At 61.4% G+C, this 17095-nt stretch carries 14 protein-coding genes and 2 tRNA genes; 12 read left to right on the forward strand and 4 right to left on the reverse strand.

Annotated features, from left to right (window positions below; genetic code table 11):
• Positions 1-27: 27 nt before the first annotated feature.
• The 6 genes from B9N93_RS12340 (at position 28) to B9N93_RS12365 (ending at position 6044) form a co-directional block, all read left to right on the forward strand.
• Positions 28-1311 (forward strand): DUF3422 family protein, encoded by a 1284-nt coding sequence (locus B9N93_RS12340; protein ID WP_085214063.1) that lies wholly within the window; start codon positions 28-30, stop codon positions 1309-1311.
• A gap of 908 nt (positions 1312-2219) precedes the next feature.
• Positions 2220-2609: a hypothetical protein gene (locus B9N93_RS12345; RefSeq protein ID WP_085214065.1), complete on the forward strand. Its 390-nt coding sequence runs from the start codon at positions 2220-2222 to the stop codon at positions 2607-2609.
• 616 nt (positions 2610-3225) lie between these two features.
• Positions 3226-5067, forward strand: a complete 1842-nt coding sequence (uvrC, locus tag B9N93_RS12350; protein ID WP_085214067.1) for an excinuclease ABC subunit UvrC — start codon at positions 3226-3228, stop codon at positions 5065-5067.
• Complete coding sequence (pgsA, locus tag B9N93_RS12355; RefSeq protein ID WP_439897119.1) at positions 5064-5663, forward strand: CDP-diacylglycerol--glycerol-3-phosphate 3-phosphatidyltransferase; 600 nt, start codon at positions 5064-5066, stop codon at positions 5661-5663. The genes uvrC and pgsA overlap by 4 nt, the downstream gene beginning before the upstream one ends.
• A gap of 17 nt (positions 5664-5680) precedes the next feature.
• Positions 5681-5756, forward strand: a tRNA-Gly gene (locus B9N93_RS12360).
• A gap of 214 nt (positions 5757-5970) precedes the next feature.
• Positions 5971-6044, forward strand: a tRNA-Cys gene (locus B9N93_RS12365).
• A gap of 829 nt (positions 6045-6873) precedes the next feature.
• Here B9N93_RS12365 and B9N93_RS12370 read toward each other — a convergent pair.
• Positions 6874-7566 carry a glycosyl hydrolase family 18 protein gene (locus B9N93_RS12370; protein ID WP_085214071.1) on the reverse strand — a complete coding sequence of 231 codons (693 nt, stop codon included), beginning with the start codon at positions 7564-7566 and terminating at the stop codon, positions 6874-6876.
• Positions 7567-7671: 105 nt separating this feature from the next.
• Between B9N93_RS12370 and B9N93_RS12375 the strand changes: the two genes are divergently transcribed.
• The gene (locus tag B9N93_RS12375; RefSeq protein WP_085214073.1) at positions 7672-8604 is read left to right on the forward strand and encodes a transposase family protein; all 933 of its coding nucleotides are present in this window, start codon (positions 7672-7674) and stop codon (positions 8602-8604) included.
• Here B9N93_RS12375 and B9N93_RS12380 read toward each other — a convergent pair.
• Together B9N93_RS12380 and B9N93_RS12385 are read right to left on the reverse strand one after the other, a co-directional pair.
• Positions 8587-9045 (reverse strand): hypothetical protein, encoded by a 459-nt coding sequence (locus tag B9N93_RS12380; protein ID WP_085214075.1) that lies wholly within the window; start codon positions 9043-9045, stop codon positions 8587-8589. The two genes, B9N93_RS12375 and B9N93_RS12380, sit on opposite strands and share 18 nt — an antisense overlap.
• A gap of 74 nt (positions 9046-9119) precedes the next feature.
• Positions 9120-9944 carry an IS5 family transposase gene (locus tag B9N93_RS12385; RefSeq protein ID WP_176225166.1) on the reverse strand — a complete coding sequence of 275 codons (825 nt, stop codon included), beginning with the start codon at positions 9942-9944 and terminating at the stop codon, positions 9120-9122.
• Positions 9945-10608: 664 nt separating this feature from the next.
• Between B9N93_RS12385 and B9N93_RS12390 the strand changes: the two genes are divergently transcribed.
• The 5 genes from B9N93_RS12390 to B9N93_RS12410 all read left to right on the forward strand — a co-directional run bounded on the left by B9N93_RS12390 (position 10609) and on the right by B9N93_RS12410 (position 16877).
• Positions 10609-12270, forward strand: a complete 1662-nt coding sequence (locus B9N93_RS12390) for an MFS transporter (RefSeq protein WP_217807301.1) — start codon at positions 10609-10611, stop codon at positions 12268-12270.
• Between the two features lie 129 nt (positions 12271-12399).
• Positions 12400-13083, forward strand: coding sequence for a hypothetical protein (locus B9N93_RS12395; protein ID WP_085214078.1), 684 nt, complete (start codon positions 12400-12402; stop codon positions 13081-13083).
• 32 nt (positions 13084-13115) lie between these two features.
• Complete coding sequence (locus B9N93_RS12400; protein ID WP_085214080.1) at positions 13116-13325, forward strand: hypothetical protein; 210 nt, start codon at positions 13116-13118, stop codon at positions 13323-13325.
• Positions 13326-13341: 16 nt separating this feature from the next.
• Complete coding sequence (locus tag B9N93_RS12405; RefSeq protein WP_085214082.1) at positions 13342-15177, forward strand: GTPase; 1836 nt, start codon at positions 13342-13344, stop codon at positions 15175-15177.
• Positions 15174-16877 (forward strand): GTPase, encoded by a 1704-nt coding sequence (locus B9N93_RS12410; protein ID WP_085214084.1) that lies wholly within the window; start codon positions 15174-15176, stop codon positions 16875-16877. Before B9N93_RS12405 ends, B9N93_RS12410 begins: the two co-directional genes overlap by 4 nt.
• Here B9N93_RS12410 and B9N93_RS12415 read toward each other — a convergent pair.
• Complete coding sequence (locus tag B9N93_RS12415) at positions 16850-17023, reverse strand: rubredoxin (RefSeq protein ID WP_085214086.1); 174 nt, start codon at positions 17021-17023, stop codon at positions 16850-16852. The two genes, B9N93_RS12410 and B9N93_RS12415, sit on opposite strands and share 28 nt — an antisense overlap.
• Positions 17024-17095 lie beyond the last annotated feature (72 nt).

A 17095-nucleotide genomic window follows, 5' to 3' on the forward strand; every position in this document is an offset into this window, starting at 1 on the left:
CGAAAAGCCGAGACTACAGGACGCCCCATGATCCGCTTGCCAGAACACCCCTTGCGCTCCAAGCTGCACGACGAAATCAACGCCCGGCCCTACGAACCCCTGCGCCCGCCGGAACGGGTCTCCTACCTCGCCTATCTGGTGGACGAGCAGGACCGCGCCCGTGAAACCGCCCACCTGGAAGCGTTGTGCCGCCATTTCGACCACGAATGGGTCCACAGCGGCGAGCGCTTCTTCCACCTCAAGTTCGACGACCTGCGCCTGCGGGTGGAACAGCACGAGGAATTCACCCGCTACCTGTTCATCCTGGCGGATGCGCTGAACGACCCCTTCGCCGCCCCGGCCCTATGCCGCGTCCCGGAGGAATGGGTCGAAGGGATTCCGGGCCGGGTCATGGTCGCCATCCACGCCGCCGTGCTGCCCTGCCCCATCGAGGACGCGACGCCGGACGCCGCCGCCCCCCATTTCCCCGAACGCCGCCTGATGGGTTCCCGCCTCGCCAATGGTGCCTTGTCGGCCTACACCGATTTCCGCATCCACGAAGATGGCTTCTCGCGCTGGCTGCTGTTCGACCATCGCGACGACCCGGCCCAGGCGGGCCGCACCTTGCTCAGGCTGCTGGAGGTCGAGACCTACCGCATGATGGCCCTGCTCGCCGCCCCGCTGATCGACGGGCTCCGCGCCACCCTCCGCGACAAGGACCGCACCCTGGTCGAACTGACCACCGCCGTCGCCAACCACAACAACCGCAGCGACGAGGATTTGCTGGAAGACCTCTCGACCCTGGCCGCCGATATCGAAAGCCTGATTTCCAGCCATGAATACCGCTTCAGCGCCACCCGGGCCTATTTCAACATGGTATCGATCCGGCTGGCGGAACTCCGGGAAATCAAGATCGGCGAACTCGCCACCCTCAGCGGCTATCTGAACCGCCGCCTGGAACCGGCGCGGAACAACTGCGATTCCTCCATGCGCTGGTTGGAAACCCTGTCCACCCGCGTCACCAACGCCAGCCAGATGCTCAGGACCCGCGCCGATGTGCGCCGCGAACAGCAGAACCACGCCCTGCTGGCCGCGATGAACCGGCGCTCGGAATTGCAATTGCGCCTACAGCAGACGGTGGAAAGCCTATCGCTGGCCGGTATCACCTATGCCGGGGTGTCCTTGATGGGCATCGTCGGCGACGTGCTGTACAAACACGGCCTGTTCCCGATGGAGGGCAACACCTTGGAAGCCCTGATGATCCCGTTCGTGGGCTACGCCGTGTACCGGGGCACCCGCCATATTTGGAAAGCGGCCAAGCACGGCGCATAAGCGGAAACCGCCCTGCTGGCGCCGGTCGATGGCGGGATCGATCATGGCCGGCGCTTACTGCGACGCGGCGTCGATGGGGTGATGCCATTCGGCACCCTGGGGAAAGGGCCATCCTTCCCGGTAGCGTAACAGCGGGGCGAACCTCTGGCCCGAAGCCAGCGCCAAGGACCAAGGGCGCGTCCGGACCTTCCTGGAACTTGTCTCTTCCCATCCCTTCCTGCCTGCAAAGCCCTACTCGTCCCCGGCTGGCTGGCCCCGCGCCGCCCCTGTACCCGCTGTCCGAACCCGCATGGCGGCATCGCGTGGCGGGCTGCGGTTTTCCTACGCCCTGAAAGCGCTCACCCGTTGACCGTGGCGTAACAGGATGGCCCGCGCCTTCCCCGGCCGGGCTGTGACGGAAATACACCCATAAACGTATTCCAGCTGGGGCGCATTCCTTGCGAATGGCTTTCAGCCGGGGCTTCCGGGTTACAAATAGTCTCGTTCAAACCCCTAATCCCAGTCAACAATACCCGGTCGATATCGGGTTACATCCCCTATATACAAGCTTTATTGCGCTGACCTGGCCGTCCCCACCCGGCTGGGATAAATCCTTCAAAAAAACCCGCGATGGCTCATAACCCAAGCAAATCGGCACAAGCCCTGCCACAACAAAACAGCACACCCCAAAAACTTGATCGACATACTTGGCGGTATTCGCCAAAACCAGCCTGGACCTAATACCGCCAGCCCCGTCCCCATATCCCCACTGCCGAATCGTCCACCCTACCGATTCCCAAAACTTCGTCGCACCCACCTGAATCCTCGGCGGAAACCTATTAATATTATCCCCGACCTTACACGGTGGCCGTGGAAAATACCCCGGCCCCACCTTTCCCATCCCATCGATCATTGCGAAGAAGGCCACCATGGAACCCATCGTCCACCATCTCGCCGAATTGTGCCGGGAACTCACGCCGGTCCAGTTCCGCTTGGCGATCCCGCCCTTGATGCGCTACCTGCCGACCCACCCCGTGATCGGCTCCCAGGAACGGGCGGCGGAATGCATCGCCGCCGTGTTCAACCGCTTGAATATGAACCCCAATATCGGCGGCATCCGTCCCACCCGCTACGAACGCCAATTGGCCGAGGACCTATGGAGTTGGAAGATGACGCGCTCCGCCTCCGACCCGCCGGGGGAGGACATGGTGTTCGAGTTGAGCGCGGCGGAATTGGTCTGCTTGCAAATCTGCTTCGAGCGCTTGAAAGCGGTGTTCGAGGGCACCGTGCTGGGGTATTTCTCAAACCGCCCGCATTGACCTGTCGCGCACACGGAATCTTGATTCGGCTGTGATTGGGTGCGGGGAGAATATCCCCGCGCTTGGGATTATTGGCGGGATGGCTCCGGCTTTCAAAAAATTTGAAAAAATATAAACTTCTCTACAAAAAATAGGGTGCCGCATGATTAAGCCGGTTTCCCCGGCCCCCGGCGATCCGCAGGCATGTCATTCCAAAAATACATTGAGACAGATACCCCTATACAATTCCACCCCACACACCGCCCAAAACATCCAAAACATATTTGAAACAAACCATAATAATATCTGCCACACAATGCAAAGCCGATAAATCAAAAACAATGACATCCAGCATCGCCACCTTATCAAAAAGCCGATAACGACCGGCTTAAAAAACACCCGGTCCCAGCCCGCCCTCCATCGATAGTCAATGCCGTAGCATGGATGCAACGGGGAATCCAAGATCATGGACTCCGCGCCATGTATCCGAATATCGCGCACAAGGTATCGATATGGGTGGCGGGCCGCCTCCCGGCCTTCCCGCCACACAGCGGGCCGGAGCTAAGTAAGTCTGCGTGCCCTCCGAGGTTCCGCATTATAATGACGCCCCATCCCCCACCCTCCGGTATGCCCCGCGATGAGCCCGCCCCACACCGCCGCAGCCTTCGACATCGACGCTTTCCTGGGCACCCTGACCCAGAGGCCGGGTGTCTATCGGATGCTGGACGACCAGGGCGAGGTGATCTATATCGGCAAGGCCAAGAATCTGAAGAAACGGGTGTCCAGCTATTTCTCGCCCAAGGACGCCCCGCCCAAGCAACAGGCGATGGTGGCCCGCATCCGCGCCATCGACGTGACCGTGACCCAGACCGAGGGCGAGGCGCTACTGCTGGAAAGCCAGCTCATCAAGCGCTACCAGCCGCGCTATAACATCCTGCTGCGCGACGACAAGGGCTATCCCTTCATCTACATCTCCACCCACCAGGAATTCCCCAGGGTGGCGTTCCACCGCGGGGCCAAGGCCAAACCGGGACGCTATTTCGGACCCTATCCCACCAGCGCCGACACGGTGCGGAGGAACCTCAAATTGCTGCAAAAAACCTTCCCGGTGCGACAGTGCGAGGACTCCTTCTACGCGAACCGTTCCCGCCCCTGTCTGGAATACCAGATCGAGCGCTGCACCGCACCCTGCGTGGGCTTGATCGACGCGGCGGCCTATGCGGAAGATGTACGGAATACGGTGGCCTTCCTGGAAGGCGAGGGCGGGCATTTGATCGACACCCTGGCCCAGCGCATGGAGCAGGCGGCGGCGCGGCTGGATTTCGAGCGGGCGGCGCGTTACCGCGACCAGATCGCCAGCCTCCGCACCCTCCTGGAAAAACAAGCGGTGCATGGCGAACATGGCGACCTGGATATCATCGCCTGCGCCCTCGAAGGCAACGTGGCCTGCGTGCGGATGGTGTTCATCCGTGGCGGCCAGCAGATCGGCGACCGCAGCTTCTTCCCGGCGATGCAAGATAGCCACGAACCGGGCAGCCTGCTCGCCGCTTTCATCGGCCAGTATTACCTGGGCAAGCCCATCCCCAAGGAAATCCTCCTCAGCCATCCGGTCGAGGACGCGGGATTGCTGGAAGACATGCTGGCCCACGAGGCCGGCCACGCCGTGAAGCTCTCGGCCCGGCTGCGCGGCGAACGGGCGAGGCGCGTGCAGATGGCCGTGACCAACGCCCAGCACGACCTCGCCCTCAAACTCGCCAGCCGCCGCGATATCCACGCCCGCTTCCTGGAACTGGGTGAGGCGCTGCATTGCCCACAGCCGCCGCACCGCCTGGAGTGTTTCGATATCAGCCATACCCAGGGCGAACAGACCGTGGCCTCCTGCGTGGTGTTCGACCGGCAAGGCCCGGTCAAATCGGCCTACCGGCGTTTCAATATCGAGGGCGTCCCACCCGGCGACGACTACGCCGCCCTGGCCCAGGCCACCGCCCGGCGCTATCAAAGAATCAAGGGTGGGGAAATCGAAGCGCCCGATATCCTGTTCATCGACGGCGGTAAAGGCCAGGTCGCCGCCGTGCGGGAAGCCTTGGCGGCGCTGGACCTGGACGCGCTCCGCATCATCGGCGTCGCCAAGGGACCGGACCGCAAACCCGGCATGGAAGTCCTCATCCCGGCGGAAACCGGCCAGCCGCTCCTGCTGCCGCCCCATTCGGCGGCTTTGCACCTGATCCAGCAAATCCGCGACGAAGCCCACCGCTTCGCCATCACCGGCCACCGCCAGCGCCGGGCCAAGGCCAAACAACAATCGACGCTCGACACCATCGCCGGCCTCGGCCCCAAACGCCGCCAACAGCTCCTGCGCCAATTCGGCGGCCTCCGGGAAATCAGCCGCGCCGGGGTGGATGCCCTCAGCCGGGTAGAGGGCATCAGCCAACAATTGGCACAACGCATTTACGACACCTTCCACGAACGGGAACCCTGATTATGGAGTTGAACCTCCCCACTTACCTGACCTTGCTGCGGATCGTCCTGATTCCCGTGCTGGTCGCGCTGTTCTACCTGCCCTGGCCGGGTGCCCATGCCGCCTGCGGCCTGGTGTTCATGGTGGCCGGATTCACCGACTGGCTGGACGGCTACCTGGCCCGCAAGCTGGGGCTGGCCACGCGCTTCGGCGCCTTCCTCGACCCGGTGGCGGACAAACTGATGGTCGCAGTCACCCTGGTCTTGATCGTGCAGGCCGACCCCAGCCCCTTCGTCGCCATCGCCGCCGCGATCATCGTCGGGCGGGAAATCACCATCGCCTCGCTGCGGGAATGGATGGCGGAAATCGGCCAGCGCAAAAAGGTCGAGGTCTCGCAACTCGGCAAATGGAAAACCATGGCCCAAATGGTTTCCATCACCCTGTTGCTATTCGGCATGGATATTTGGCGCGAGACCTTGCAGGGTTTCGGCCAATTCCTATTATCCATCTCGGCCCTATTGACACTGTGGTCGATGATCGTGTATTTACGCGCCGCCCTGCCCTCGTTCGCCGACCAGCCCAAACCCAGTGTTGACAAGCCCGTCTTGGACCCTTAAAATATTCGGACAAGCAAGCGGGAATAGCTCAGTTGGTAGAGCACAACCTTGCCAAGGTTGGGGTCGCGAGTTCGAGTCTCGTTTCCCGCTCCAAATATAAAAAAGCCGTGTTTATCACGGCTTTTTTATTGCCCCGAGATAATCCCCGCCTACTAAGTTTATCGCCCGATCCGGGACGCGCTTCCGCCCGCAAACATAAGTATTGCTTCGACCGGGAGCCTCCGCTATAATTTCGCGCTCTTCCGCCGGGGAATAAAGCCAAGCGATCCGCCAAAGCTTTGAAACCACTTCCCGGAAGAAGCCTAAAGGCTGAGTGGCAGAATGGTCATGCAGCGGCCTGCAAAGCCGTGTACGCCGGTTCGATTCCGACCTCAGCCTCCAATTTCCCCAGGCGAAACAACCGCTTACCCACAAATCCGGGTGCGCGGTTTTTTTGTGTGCATTGCGAAAATAGCCGGAAAACAGGTAAAAAAGGTAAAAATACCTACACGGAGTGGCACCGCCACTTTGTACACGGCCCGGAAAGGCCGCTTACCTGGAACACCGCCATGACCGCCCGACCGGCAACTGGGAAGTCTGCGTCCGCCGCCAAGGCATCCTTCCCAAACCCCATTAGCCACTTTCGACACGAGGACGAGGCCCACCGCTACGGCCTCAAACTGGAAGCCCTGCTCGATTCTGGCGAAACCCCGCCGGAACTCGCCGCCGCACCCCGGCCCAGGCCCGAACCGTCGCGGGCTGGCTGGACGACTACGGCCACCACGGCAACCCCAGCCCGCTCGACCGCAGCCTGTTCCCCACCGTCAAGGCCGACATCATCCGCAAGCGGGTGGGCAGCCTCTCGCCCGGTCCCTTGACTTCGCCGTCTACCGCAAAGTCCTGGCGGTCAACCCGGCCCGGCCCTTGCCGCACAACTATTCCGGCTACGCCCGCGCCGATGACGAGGCCGTGCGCGACACCGGGCGCGACCGCCGCCTCGAACCCGGCGAAGACCCAGACGCGGGCGGCGCAGAATGTATCCGAATTTATGCTTGCGCAAAACGTGCAATATGTAAATTACATAATATCCCCAATGCCCCACCAATCGTCCACCACGCAAAAAGGCCGGGAAGATTCCCCTCCCGGCCTTTTCCATCCGGGCGGGCATGTACTACTATGCCCACCCCCTCTAAACATCACAGTGGGCCGCTAATATCGACCCACCCGGCTTTCACTGGCAATTTAGATCTTTGTTCCAACTACCGGCCCCATCCATGGCGTCCACCATAGCCTGCATCAGATTGATACTCGATGGTTGGTTTTGGTAGTCGAACATCATTCCACCCGCATAGCCTTCCGAAATTGTTAAGGCTGCTTGCGGACCAACCGTGCCCCACTCCTCGCAAAACATATTTTCAGCCGAGAAACCGAGACATAATTGGTTCTTGTTCATCCCATAACCCGTATAAAAGCTTAGACGCGAATTGGCATCCCCCCCATAGTAGCTCATTTGCCAGCCGTAGGTTAGGTTGGCGCCCAGCGTATTACCTTCCCAATTGGCTTGAAACACGCTCTCATCGGCCCATAGCGCCTTGGTGATTAGCTTGGTGGGCATGGTTTGTTTCATCAGGGTGGTCACCATCGGCAATGACGTATCGTTGGGCGAACCATTGCTGAATTCGTCATCAATGTCGATTCCATCCAGCCCATACGGAGTAATCACATCGGTGTTGAGGTAATCCACAAAGGCTTGGGCCGTGGATTGATCCGTGAATTGAGACCACCCGGTTTCCGTGTGGGCACCCATTATGGTCAGCAACACCGTGATACCCTTATCCTGTAAGGCTTGGACCAAGCTAGACGATAACACGTCCTGGATATTCTGATTGAATGGATTTTGCGTAGGCGGATTGTTATTAGAGATGTTCCCAAGGCATCATAAATATTCTGTTCATAATTGTTACTGCAAGGTCCGCAGAGTAAGATCAATCGCAATTCCCCACGAATCCTTTTTAATGGTGCTTCCACAATGATCTTTAGCAGCCTTGACGACATCGGCAATGATCGTGTTTGCAAAGCCTTGACCGGACTTACCAAAGATCAGTTCAAGCATTTACTTCTGTCTTTTGAATCAACTTATCGTGACCAGTACGGTGGCCCTTCGCTCGACGCGCCTAGCCCCGCTTTCCCAGGCTATCTATCTAGCTTTGGACACCGGCTGTTTTTTGTCCTTTATTACTTGAAAAACTATCCCAGTTACGACGTACTGGGCTATCTCTTTGGTTTCAGTGGAGGCCATGCTTTCGATCATTTAGAAACACTGCTGCCCATCCTTCAAGCGAGCCTAGCCCATCTGAAAACACTTCCCGAACGTTCGGTCAAGACGGTTGAGGCGCTGGATAGACTCCTTGAAAAACAACCTACTATCATCATTGATGGCACGGAGCGGGCGACCCTCAGGCCCCAGGATAAATCCCAACAAGAGCAACGCTACAGCGGTAAAAAAAAACATCACGGCGTTAATAACCTAGTGATTGCCAACCCCGCCAAGAAAATCCTATTCCTTAGCTCCACCGTGCCGGGAAGCGTCCACGACTATGCCCTGTTTAAGACGGAATTTCCGCCCGCCTTGCCATGGTTTCAAAAGCAACTTATCGAGGTTGATCTCGGATTCCAAGGCATTAAAAATGATTATCCCCACGCACGGGCCATTCAAATCCCCCATAAAAAGCCAAAGAAGTCCAAAGCGAATCCTGATCCGAAATTAACACCAACACAGAAGAAACATAATCGGAAGTTTGCTAAAACCCGCGTGGCTGTTGAGCATGCCATCGGCGGGATGAAATGTCTGTATAGTTTAGTACATCGCTCAAGAAACCATCTGGCACATTTATTAGATACCTTCATTTATATTGGTGCTGGCCTCTGGAATTTTAAATTATCATTAAAAACAATAGGTTAGCTTGGGAACATGTCTATTGTTGGCCCGCAGCATGGGGATGGTATTGGTGGCGTAGTTTCCAGCAAAGATACAAACCACATCGATGGCCGGGGTGCCACTTGGCAAGATATAGCAACCAATATCCTGGAACTGCTGGTTATCGGTCGGGCTAATATAAATGGTCGAAATAGCCGTTTTCTCGTAAGCATCGCATTGTGGGGCGGTGCCATACCAAGGTTCTCCGGTAAAGAATACGGCGTCTCCCGGCTCAAACGGTCCATACTGGGATGCCGGGCCATCGAGGACCATATATTCCCGACAGAAGAAAAAAAAGGTGATGGCAGGATTGGCAAATGCGATGCGCATGACTTGCTCAGCCGTAGTATCGGTGACTTTGTTCACAAAATTGTCCCAACTGGCTTGGCCATATTGAGCCACGTTCGCTTTTTTATTCCATCCCATGTGTGCCTCCTCTCTATGTCTGTTTCAGAAGTTGATGTTTCCCACATTAAGAGGATATCCGGCACATAAGCTGCTTACGCGGAGTTGGCCTTGATCCGTCTTTCAAGGATTAGGGCGCAGGCGAATTGAAGAAGGGCCAAATAATTGGCTCCACGGCAGGTGTAGCGGGTTCGGATGGCCCGGAAGCCCTTGAGCCAAGCGAATGTCCGCTCCACCACCCACCGCCGAGCGGGGTGTGTTTCCGCGGAGCCGGGGCGTTTTTCCTCGCCGATCTTGCGAATGTGGGGAACGTAGCCCAATCCCGCAACCTCCCGCTCAACCCGCTCGTACCCATAACCCTTGTCCAGGCAAAGATGCCGGGGTCCTTGCTGGGTGCCGGCGGGTGCCGCGATCACGGCCGCCTCGACCGTGACAGTCACCAAGCGGCTGTCGTGTACGTTGGCCCCGGCTTGCACGACGGCAAAGGGCATCCCTTTCCCATCCACCTGGAGGTGGATCTTGCCGCCACTACGCCCGCGATCCGTGGGATTGCGCCCCAGCCCCTCGTCCTTCCGGCAGTGGGCTTGGCGCACCGGGGCCTGCACCAGGCTGCCGTCCATCGACTGCCAGGCCAGTTCAAAACCCTCAAGCTCCTCATAATCCGCCGCCGACCAGCGGAACATCTCCGTGAACACGCCCGCAGCGGCCCATCGCTGGAAGTGTTCGTGGACCGCGCTCTTCGAGCCATAGCAGGGCGGCAGGCAATTCCATTGGCAACCAGTTTTGAGCACGTACAAAATCCCATTCATGACCGTCCGGAACCCCAGCGGCTTGGAACCGCCCGGCCTGCGCCGCTTGAACGGCTCCAACAACGACGCTACCCGCTCCCACAGTCGATCCGAGATTTCCAAGCAACTCACGACTCTCCTTCGCTTCCCGCCTTGCAAAAAACGGGGCTTTTAAACGCTCGCCGCGAAAAGCACAAGATGTGCCGGATGTCCTCTAAACCCCTCGGTGCAGCCCTCTGGCACACGGCTGCACCCGTTTCGGCCCGGAGCTTTTCTCTGCGTTTGCTTATTTCTAAGCAAACATGCTACGGCCTAACGTATCTAGGTGGGCATCCACCGTATAGCACAACTGTGTCATACAGCATCCGCATCACCTGACATGGACTCTACTGCTGTACAATCAGACCTGTCAAGCAATCAAGACGCATTGGGCTGGATATAAAGATTCCATCCACATGCCGGAATATATGCCGGGATGTCGACTATCCCGCTCTACATGGGCTTATTTATATTGCACCCCATTATCCCACCCTTTTACCCACGAGTTTCCTGATACCGTAAGCTTTTGAATTTACGAACATGGGTTGGGCGGAAGCGGGTGCGGCGGATTACCTGATCCGGGTCAAGCATGGCCTACGTCGAGAAGCCATCCAGTCCGTCCGAGACGTCTACGGGGCTACAGGTTGTGGGTAATGAGGTGCCTTTGGGCGGAATCCAGGCCCATCCGTGAACCAGTCCGCCCGTCCCGCCCCGGATTTGGGTAAACTCCCGAGGTCTCCACCACAAGCCCATCGGTATGAAGCAGCCCATGACGCCCTACGACGACGCCCATCCCTTCGCTCCCCTCCTGGCCTGGATCGACCGCAATTTCCTGGCCCTGGGCCGGGAACTGCGCCTCGCCTACCTCCCACCCTTGATGATCTACCTCGCCGCCGGGATTTCCGGCCTGACCGGCATCGTCGGCACCTTCTTCGTCAAGGAATACCTGGGCCTTTCGGCGGAATTCCTGGCCGGGCTGGGCTTTTGGACCATGTTGCCCTGGTCTTTGAAACTGCCCCTGGGCCATCTGGTGGATTTGATCTGGCGTTATAAAGCCGGGCTGGTATTCCTGGGCGCGGGACTGGTGGCATTGAGCCTCGTCATCATGATCGGCTTGCTGGCGGACCGGGCGGCGATGGAGGCCATCGCCCCGGCGGGGACTTGGTATGTCGCCAGCACCTTGCTCGCCCCCATCGGCTATGTGGTGCAGGACGTGGTGGCCGACGCCATGACGGTGGAGGCCGTGCCCCGCGTGGGGCCGGACGGGCGGCTCTTGCCGGAGGAAGAGCAACGCCTGATGCATTCCACCATGCAGACCCTGGGGCGGGTGGCGATCATCGGCGGTACCTTGCTGGTGGCCCTGGTGAACGTGGCGATGTTCCAGGGCGCGGAACACCTGCCCCAAGCCGAGAAACTCGCCATCTACCAGCGGATTTACGGCATGGCCTTGGTGATTCCGGCGGTGTCGGTGGGCGGCGTGTTGCTGGCGGCCTATCTCAAACGCCGCACCGTGCTATCGCTGTCGGAACTCGGCTATACCCGCCACGAGATCGAAACCCTGACCTCCACCCAGCCCAAACCGCCCCAGGCCAATTGGTGGATCCTGGGGGGCGGCTTGTTGTTCGGCCTGGTGTCGCTGTCGGTGGGTTTGAGCGATGTGGTGCTGGGGCAGGAAATCATCTTCCTGCTGTCGCTGGCCATCGTGCTGGCCCTGATGGGCCAACTCATGCGCGAGATGCGGGCGGATGCGCGGGCGGTGCTGCTGGGCACGGCGGTCTTGATCTTCGTGTTCCGGGCCATGCCCTCGCCCGGTCCCGGCTCCAGTTGGTGGATGATCGACACCCTGGGTTTCGACCAATCCTTCATGGCCAAGCTGTCCTTGATCGGCAGCGCCCTGAGCCTGTTCGGCCTGTTCATCTTCCGCCGCTTCATGGCGGAGCAATCGATGCCCTACATCATCCTGGTGCTGACCCTGGCCGGCACCGTCCTTTCCCTGCCCACCATCGGCATGTATTACGGGCTGCACGAATGGACTGCGGCCTTGACCGGCGGCGTGGTGGACGCCCGTTTCATCGCCCTGGTCGATACCGCCCTGGAATCGCCGCTGGGCCAAGTCGCCATGGTGCCGATGCTGGCCTGGATCGCCCATTCCGCGCCCGCGCACCTGAAGGCGACCTTCTTCGCGGTGATGGCCTCGTTCACCAACCTGTCACTGGCCCTGGCCCAACTCGGCACCAAATACCTGAACCAGCTCTATACCATCACCCGCGAGGTGAAAGACCCGGTCAGCGGCATCATCAACGTACCTGCGGATTACAGCCAATTGGGCCGTTTGCTGATCGTGGTCACGGTGTTGGGGCTGGTGTTGCCCTTGGCTTCGATCCTCGTGGTGCGGGCCTTGCGCTGGCGGACGGTGTGAGGCGCGGGCCGACCATCCGGCGGCAACGCCCGCCGGTCGGTCGGCCCGATCTCTCTACACAGAGGATATGGCCCCGCCGTATGATGGCGCATGCCCGCCCGTACTTCCACACAGACCGAGAACATCCCCATGAACAAACGCATCCTGGCTGGTTTTGGCCTGGCCCTCGGCCTGTCGATGGCCGGCGGCGATGCCGTCGCCGCGTCCACCGACTTGCGAATCTCCATGACGCTCCGCAAGGAAATCCAGTTGAGCGATAACAGCGCCCTCTACCGCCTGCGGTTCGACCTGGACGGCGATCCCCTCAAGAAAGCCCGCAAGATCAGCATCGTCGCCCCCAGCCGCAAACGCATGGACATGCAGAACCCGCTGCACCTGAATATCGCCCATCTGGAAGTGGCCGAATCGGACTACGCCTACATCATCAAAACCTTCCCGGAAGGCTACTACGGCCTGCGGGTCGCGCCGAAGGTCCTGCAAGGCGGCAACCCCAGCCGATTGTTCCTGACCCATGATTTCCCGGCGGGCCTGGCCCTCATCACGCCGACGCCGGGCGCGGCGGGCCTGCCCACGGATTTCACCGCCGAGTGGTATCCGCTGGGCAACGCCGTGAACAACATCTTCGTGGAAATCACCGGGCCGGAGGTCGATTACACCGCCACCCTGCCGCCGACCGCCACCCGCTTCAAGATACCCACCGGACTGCTGGCCGCCGGCCAAAGCTACCGGATCGGGCTGGGCGTCCGGGTCCAGGCCGAAGGCACCGGCAGCCACGAAACCGTGCAATTGATCGATTTCACCACGGCCCCCTGACCGCCCCCTTCCAATCCCACGGAGCCTCCCCCATGAGTCCACACTACCAAGCCCTGGGCATCGACCGCCTCAGCCTCGCCGAGCAAATCGCCCTGGCGCGGACCATCCTGGACCGTCTCGCCGTCCACCACGCCGATACCGCCCCAGAACCGGCGGCAAGCTCCGCGCCCGAACCCAGCCCCGAAGACCTGCAACTCTGGGAAGCCATCCAGGCCAAGGCGCTGGCGCAGTTGCACCGCTGACCCCGCGCCGGAACCGATGCGATCCCCCCCCCCCTCCTCCCGGCCCGACGCACCACGGCGGCGCAATGCCATCGTGTACAATCCGGGCCTGTTCGATTCCACCACCCCGGCCATGCTTGCCTTCATCCGCCTGCTGAAACAACGCCATGCCAGCGTCCTGGCCGCCTTGGACGGGGCAGACCCACCCAGGGCGCGGGCCTTGCGCCACAACCTGCAATCCCTGCTGTTCGCCGAAGCCTGCCTCGAAAAGGGCGGACTGAACCAAACCCAGCCCCGGCATCCCCTCCAAATCGCCATCCTCGGCCCGACCCAGGCCGGCAAAAGCTCGGTGGTGAATTGGCTGCTGGACCGGCCCTTGGCCGGGGTCAGCCCGCTGGCCGGGTTCACGGTGCATCCGCAGGGCTTCGCGGTGGGCGTGGACCTGGCAAAGCTGGATGGGCTGGACGGCTATTTCCGGGACTACGAGCGCTGCGACCGCGGCGGACTCGACGCCCGCCGCTACGATTGCTACGCGCTGGAAGCCGCAGACATCCCCGAGCCAGCCGCCGCTTTGCGCCAAGCCATTGTCTGGGATACGCCCGATTTCGATTCGGTGGACGCCGACGAATACCGGCAGGCGGTGCTGCGGATCGCGGCCCTGGCCGATGTGGTGATCCTCGCCCTGAGCAAGGACAAATACGCCGACCTCGCGGTCTGGGAATTCATGGGCCTGTTGGAACCCTTGGGACAGCCGACCCTGATCTGCCTCAACAAGATCGAACCCGCCGCCTATCCCGCCCTGGCCGAATCCCTGCGCGGGAAATGGCGCGCCACCCGGCGCGACCCGCCGCCCGCCATCCTGCCCCTGCCCTATCTCGAAGACAGCGACGAACTGGCCGGCCTGCGGGAGGAACGCGCGGAATTCCTGGCCGACCTGGAGCAAGCCCGCCATACCCAAAGCCGCGAGCGCCACGCCGACCACGCCCGCAAGCTCATCGATGCCCATTGGCGCGCTTGGATCGCCCCGGTCGAGGCCGAACACGCCCTGGAAGCCGAATGGCGCGGCATGGTCGAAGACGCCGTGACCGACAGCCTCAAACGCTACCAACAGGACTATCTGGACCATCCCCACCATTACGCCACTTTCCAGCGGGCGCTGGCCGAACTGTTGACCTTGCTCGAAATTCCGGGGCTGGGCGGCGTCCTGGTCGCCGCCCGCCAAGCCGTGACCTGGCCCTTGCGCCAACTCGCCAAGCTGGGCCGCAAACACCCCAAAACCCCGGACGGCACCGAAATCGCGGCCCTCAACCACGCCCTGCAACACCTGTTCATACGGCTGGGCGAGAACCTGTTATTGCGCCGCGACGAGGACGCCACCCAGCAAGCCTGGTGGCGGGAAATCGGCGGCTTGTTCCGGGACGACAAGCCGATCCTGGTCCAGCATTTCGAGCAGGCCACCACCCATTACCTGCAAGACTTCCAGCCCGAGATCGACCGCACCGCGCATGGGCTGTACGACCATCTGCGCGAGCATCCGGCGCTCTTGAACGGCCTCAGGGCCACCCGCGTCACCACCGACGCCACCGCCCTGGCCGTCGCGCTCCATACCGGCGGCATCGGGGTCCAGGATTTCGTGATCGCCCCCGCCATGCTGTCCCTGACCTCCCTGCTCACCGAAAGCGCCCTGGGCAAATACATGGACAAGGCCGCCGCAGAACTCAAGCGTAGGCAACGGGTGGCGGTGGAAAAGCTGTTCCGCGACAGCCTGCACGCCCGCTTGGTCCGCCTGCCGGGCCGCCTGGACCGGAGCCGCCGCTTCGACATCCCGCCCGAACTGCTGCAAGCCGCCACGAAACTGGATATCCGCCCATGAGCTTCGATCAAGGACTCGCCGCCGCCCAGGCTTGGGCCGAACAAGCCGTGGCCGGGGCTTGGCTGAACCCCGGCGATATCCGGGCGCTGCTGGAACTCAGGCCGGACACCCCGGCCTCGCTGTTCGAGGCCGACAGCCACCGGCCCCTGGTCGCCGCCTTTTTCGGCGGCACCGGCGTCGGCAAAAGCACCCTGCTGAACCGGCTGGCCGGGCAGGCCATCGCCCGCACCGGGGTCGAACGCCCCACCTCGCGGGAAGTTTCGATCTACCTGCACGATTCCATCCAACTCCGCCACCTGCCCAACCATTTCCCGCTGGACCGGGTCCGCATCGCCCAACACCACGACGCCGCGCAACGCCCAGTCCTGTGGATCGACATGCCCGATATCGACAGCGTCGAGCAGCACAACCGCGAACTGGTGCTGGAATGGCTGCCGCATATCGACGTGCTGATCTACGTGGTCAGCCCCGAGCGCTACCGCGACGACAAGGGCTGGCGGATGCTGCAAGCCCATGGCGGCGAACATGCGTGGCTGTTCGTCATCAACCAATGGGACCGGGGCCATCCGCTGCAATACGAGGATTTCGCCAAGTTGCTGGTCAAGGGCGGCTTCCAAGACCCGATCCTCCTCCGCACCGACAGCCGCGACCCCGGCCCCGCCCGCAAGGCCGACGATTTCGGGCAACTCCAGGATTTCCTACGGGAAATGGCCGACCGCCATGTCATGCGGCAACTGGAACTCCGCGCCGAAGCCCTGCGCCTGCACGGTTTGCACACCGCCCTGACCGGATGCCTGGACCGGCTGGGCACCGCAGGCGGTTATGCGGAACTTGCCCCGGAATGGGGCCGGATTTGGGACGAGACCCAGGGCGAATTGCTGCGCGGCCTGGAATGGCCGATCCAGAGCGTGGCGCGGGCTTTCGTCGGGCACGAAGCCAACCCCTTGCGCCGCTCCATCGACCTGACCCGGCCCAGCGGGCACGAAGCCAAGCCCGAACCCCGCGCCGCCGCCCCGTTGCTGTGGGACGATTGGGCCGCGAGCCGATTGCGCGACGCCCTCGACCAACTACTCCTGGAAGCCGGGCAACGCGGACTGCCGGCGACACCGCTCAAGGCGGAACTGGACCGGGTGTTCGAAGCCGGTGGCGGCACGGTGTTGAACGAGGGCCAGCGTTCCCTGCGCCATGCGCTAGCGCGACCGGGCAACGCCTTCCGGCGCTTCCTGCTCAAGCTGTCGGGCGGATTGGCGGCTTTGCTGCCGATCCTCAGCATCAGCTTGGTGTCCTACGAAGTGGTCAAGGGCTATTACGAGAGCGTGGCCCAACATCTCGATTTCCTGGGGGTGGATTTCGCCATCCACAGCGTGCTGTTGATCGGGCTGTCGTGGTTGCTGCCGTTTTTCGTCTACCGGCAACTGAAACCCTCCGCCGAAGACACGGCCATCCGGGGCTTGCGCTCCGGCATCGGGCGGGCTTTGGCGGGGCTGGGGGAGGAGGTGGCGGAACGGCTGGCGCGGGTGGAAGACAGGCGGGCGCGGCTGGTGGCGGAAGGCCACCGCATCGCCGAAGCGGCGGGTGCGGCAGCCCCGGTGGAACCCTTGCCGGGACCGGGCTTGCTGGGGCGGGTGTTGCCCACCCGGCCCGGCCCGCCGCGCAAGGGTTCCGACAGTGTTCAGTCCATGTTCAACACTTCGAAATAGGTCTTGTCCACGCCGCATTCCGGGCACATCCAGTCGTCGGGCACGTCTTCCCAACGGGTGCCGGGCGCGATGCCGGAATCGGGATCGCCTATTTCCTCGTCGTAGACAAAGCCACAGGCGGCGCAAATCAGTCTTTTGTAGGGCATTCGGAAACCTCTATCGTCTTGCAAGGATGGGGGATGCCGCCGGACGCCGGTCGTTCAGGCTGGCCGGTGGGG

The organism is Methylomagnum ishizawai, from assembly GCF_900155475.1.
GTDB classification, from domain to species: Bacteria; Pseudomonadota; Gammaproteobacteria; order Methylococcales; family Methylococcaceae; genus Methylomagnum; species Methylomagnum ishizawai_A.

Bases quoted from the DNA above. Each gene is read 5' to 3' on its own strand.
- B9N93_RS12390 (WP_217807301.1), top strand. From the start codon at position 10,609: ATGAAGCAGCCCATGACGCCCTACGACGACGCCCATCCCTTCGCTCCC.
- B9N93_RS12410 (WP_085214084.1), top strand. From the start codon at position 15,174: ATGAGCTTCGATCAAGGACTCGCCGCCGCCCAGGCTTGGGCCGAACAA.
- uvrC (WP_085214067.1), top strand. From the start codon at position 3,226: ATGAGCCCGCCCCACACCGCCGCAGCCTTCGACATCGACGCTTTCCTG.
- B9N93_RS12375 (WP_085214073.1), top strand. From the start codon at position 7,672: ATGATCTTTAGCAGCCTTGACGACATCGGCAATGATCGTGTTTGCAAA.
- B9N93_RS12395 (WP_085214078.1), top strand. From the start codon at position 12,400: ATGAACAAACGCATCCTGGCTGGTTTTGGCCTGGCCCTCGGCCTGTCG.
- B9N93_RS12380 (WP_085214075.1), bottom strand. From the start codon at position 9,045: ATGGGATGGAATAAAAAAGCGAACGTGGCTCAATATGGCCAAGCCAGT.
- B9N93_RS12405 (WP_085214082.1), top strand. From the start codon at position 13,342: ATGCGATCCCCCCCCCCCTCCTCCCGGCCCGACGCACCACGGCGGCGC.
- B9N93_RS12400 (WP_085214080.1), top strand. From the start codon at position 13,116: ATGAGTCCACACTACCAAGCCCTGGGCATCGACCGCCTCAGCCTCGCC.
- B9N93_RS12340 (WP_085214063.1), top strand. From the start codon at position 28: ATGATCCGCTTGCCAGAACACCCCTTGCGCTCCAAGCTGCACGACGAA.
- B9N93_RS12345 (WP_085214065.1), top strand. From the start codon at position 2,220: ATGGAACCCATCGTCCACCATCTCGCCGAATTGTGCCGGGAACTCACG.
- B9N93_RS12415 (WP_085214086.1), bottom strand. From the start codon at position 17,023: ATGCCCTACAAAAGACTGATTTGCGCCGCCTGTGGCTTTGTCTACGAC.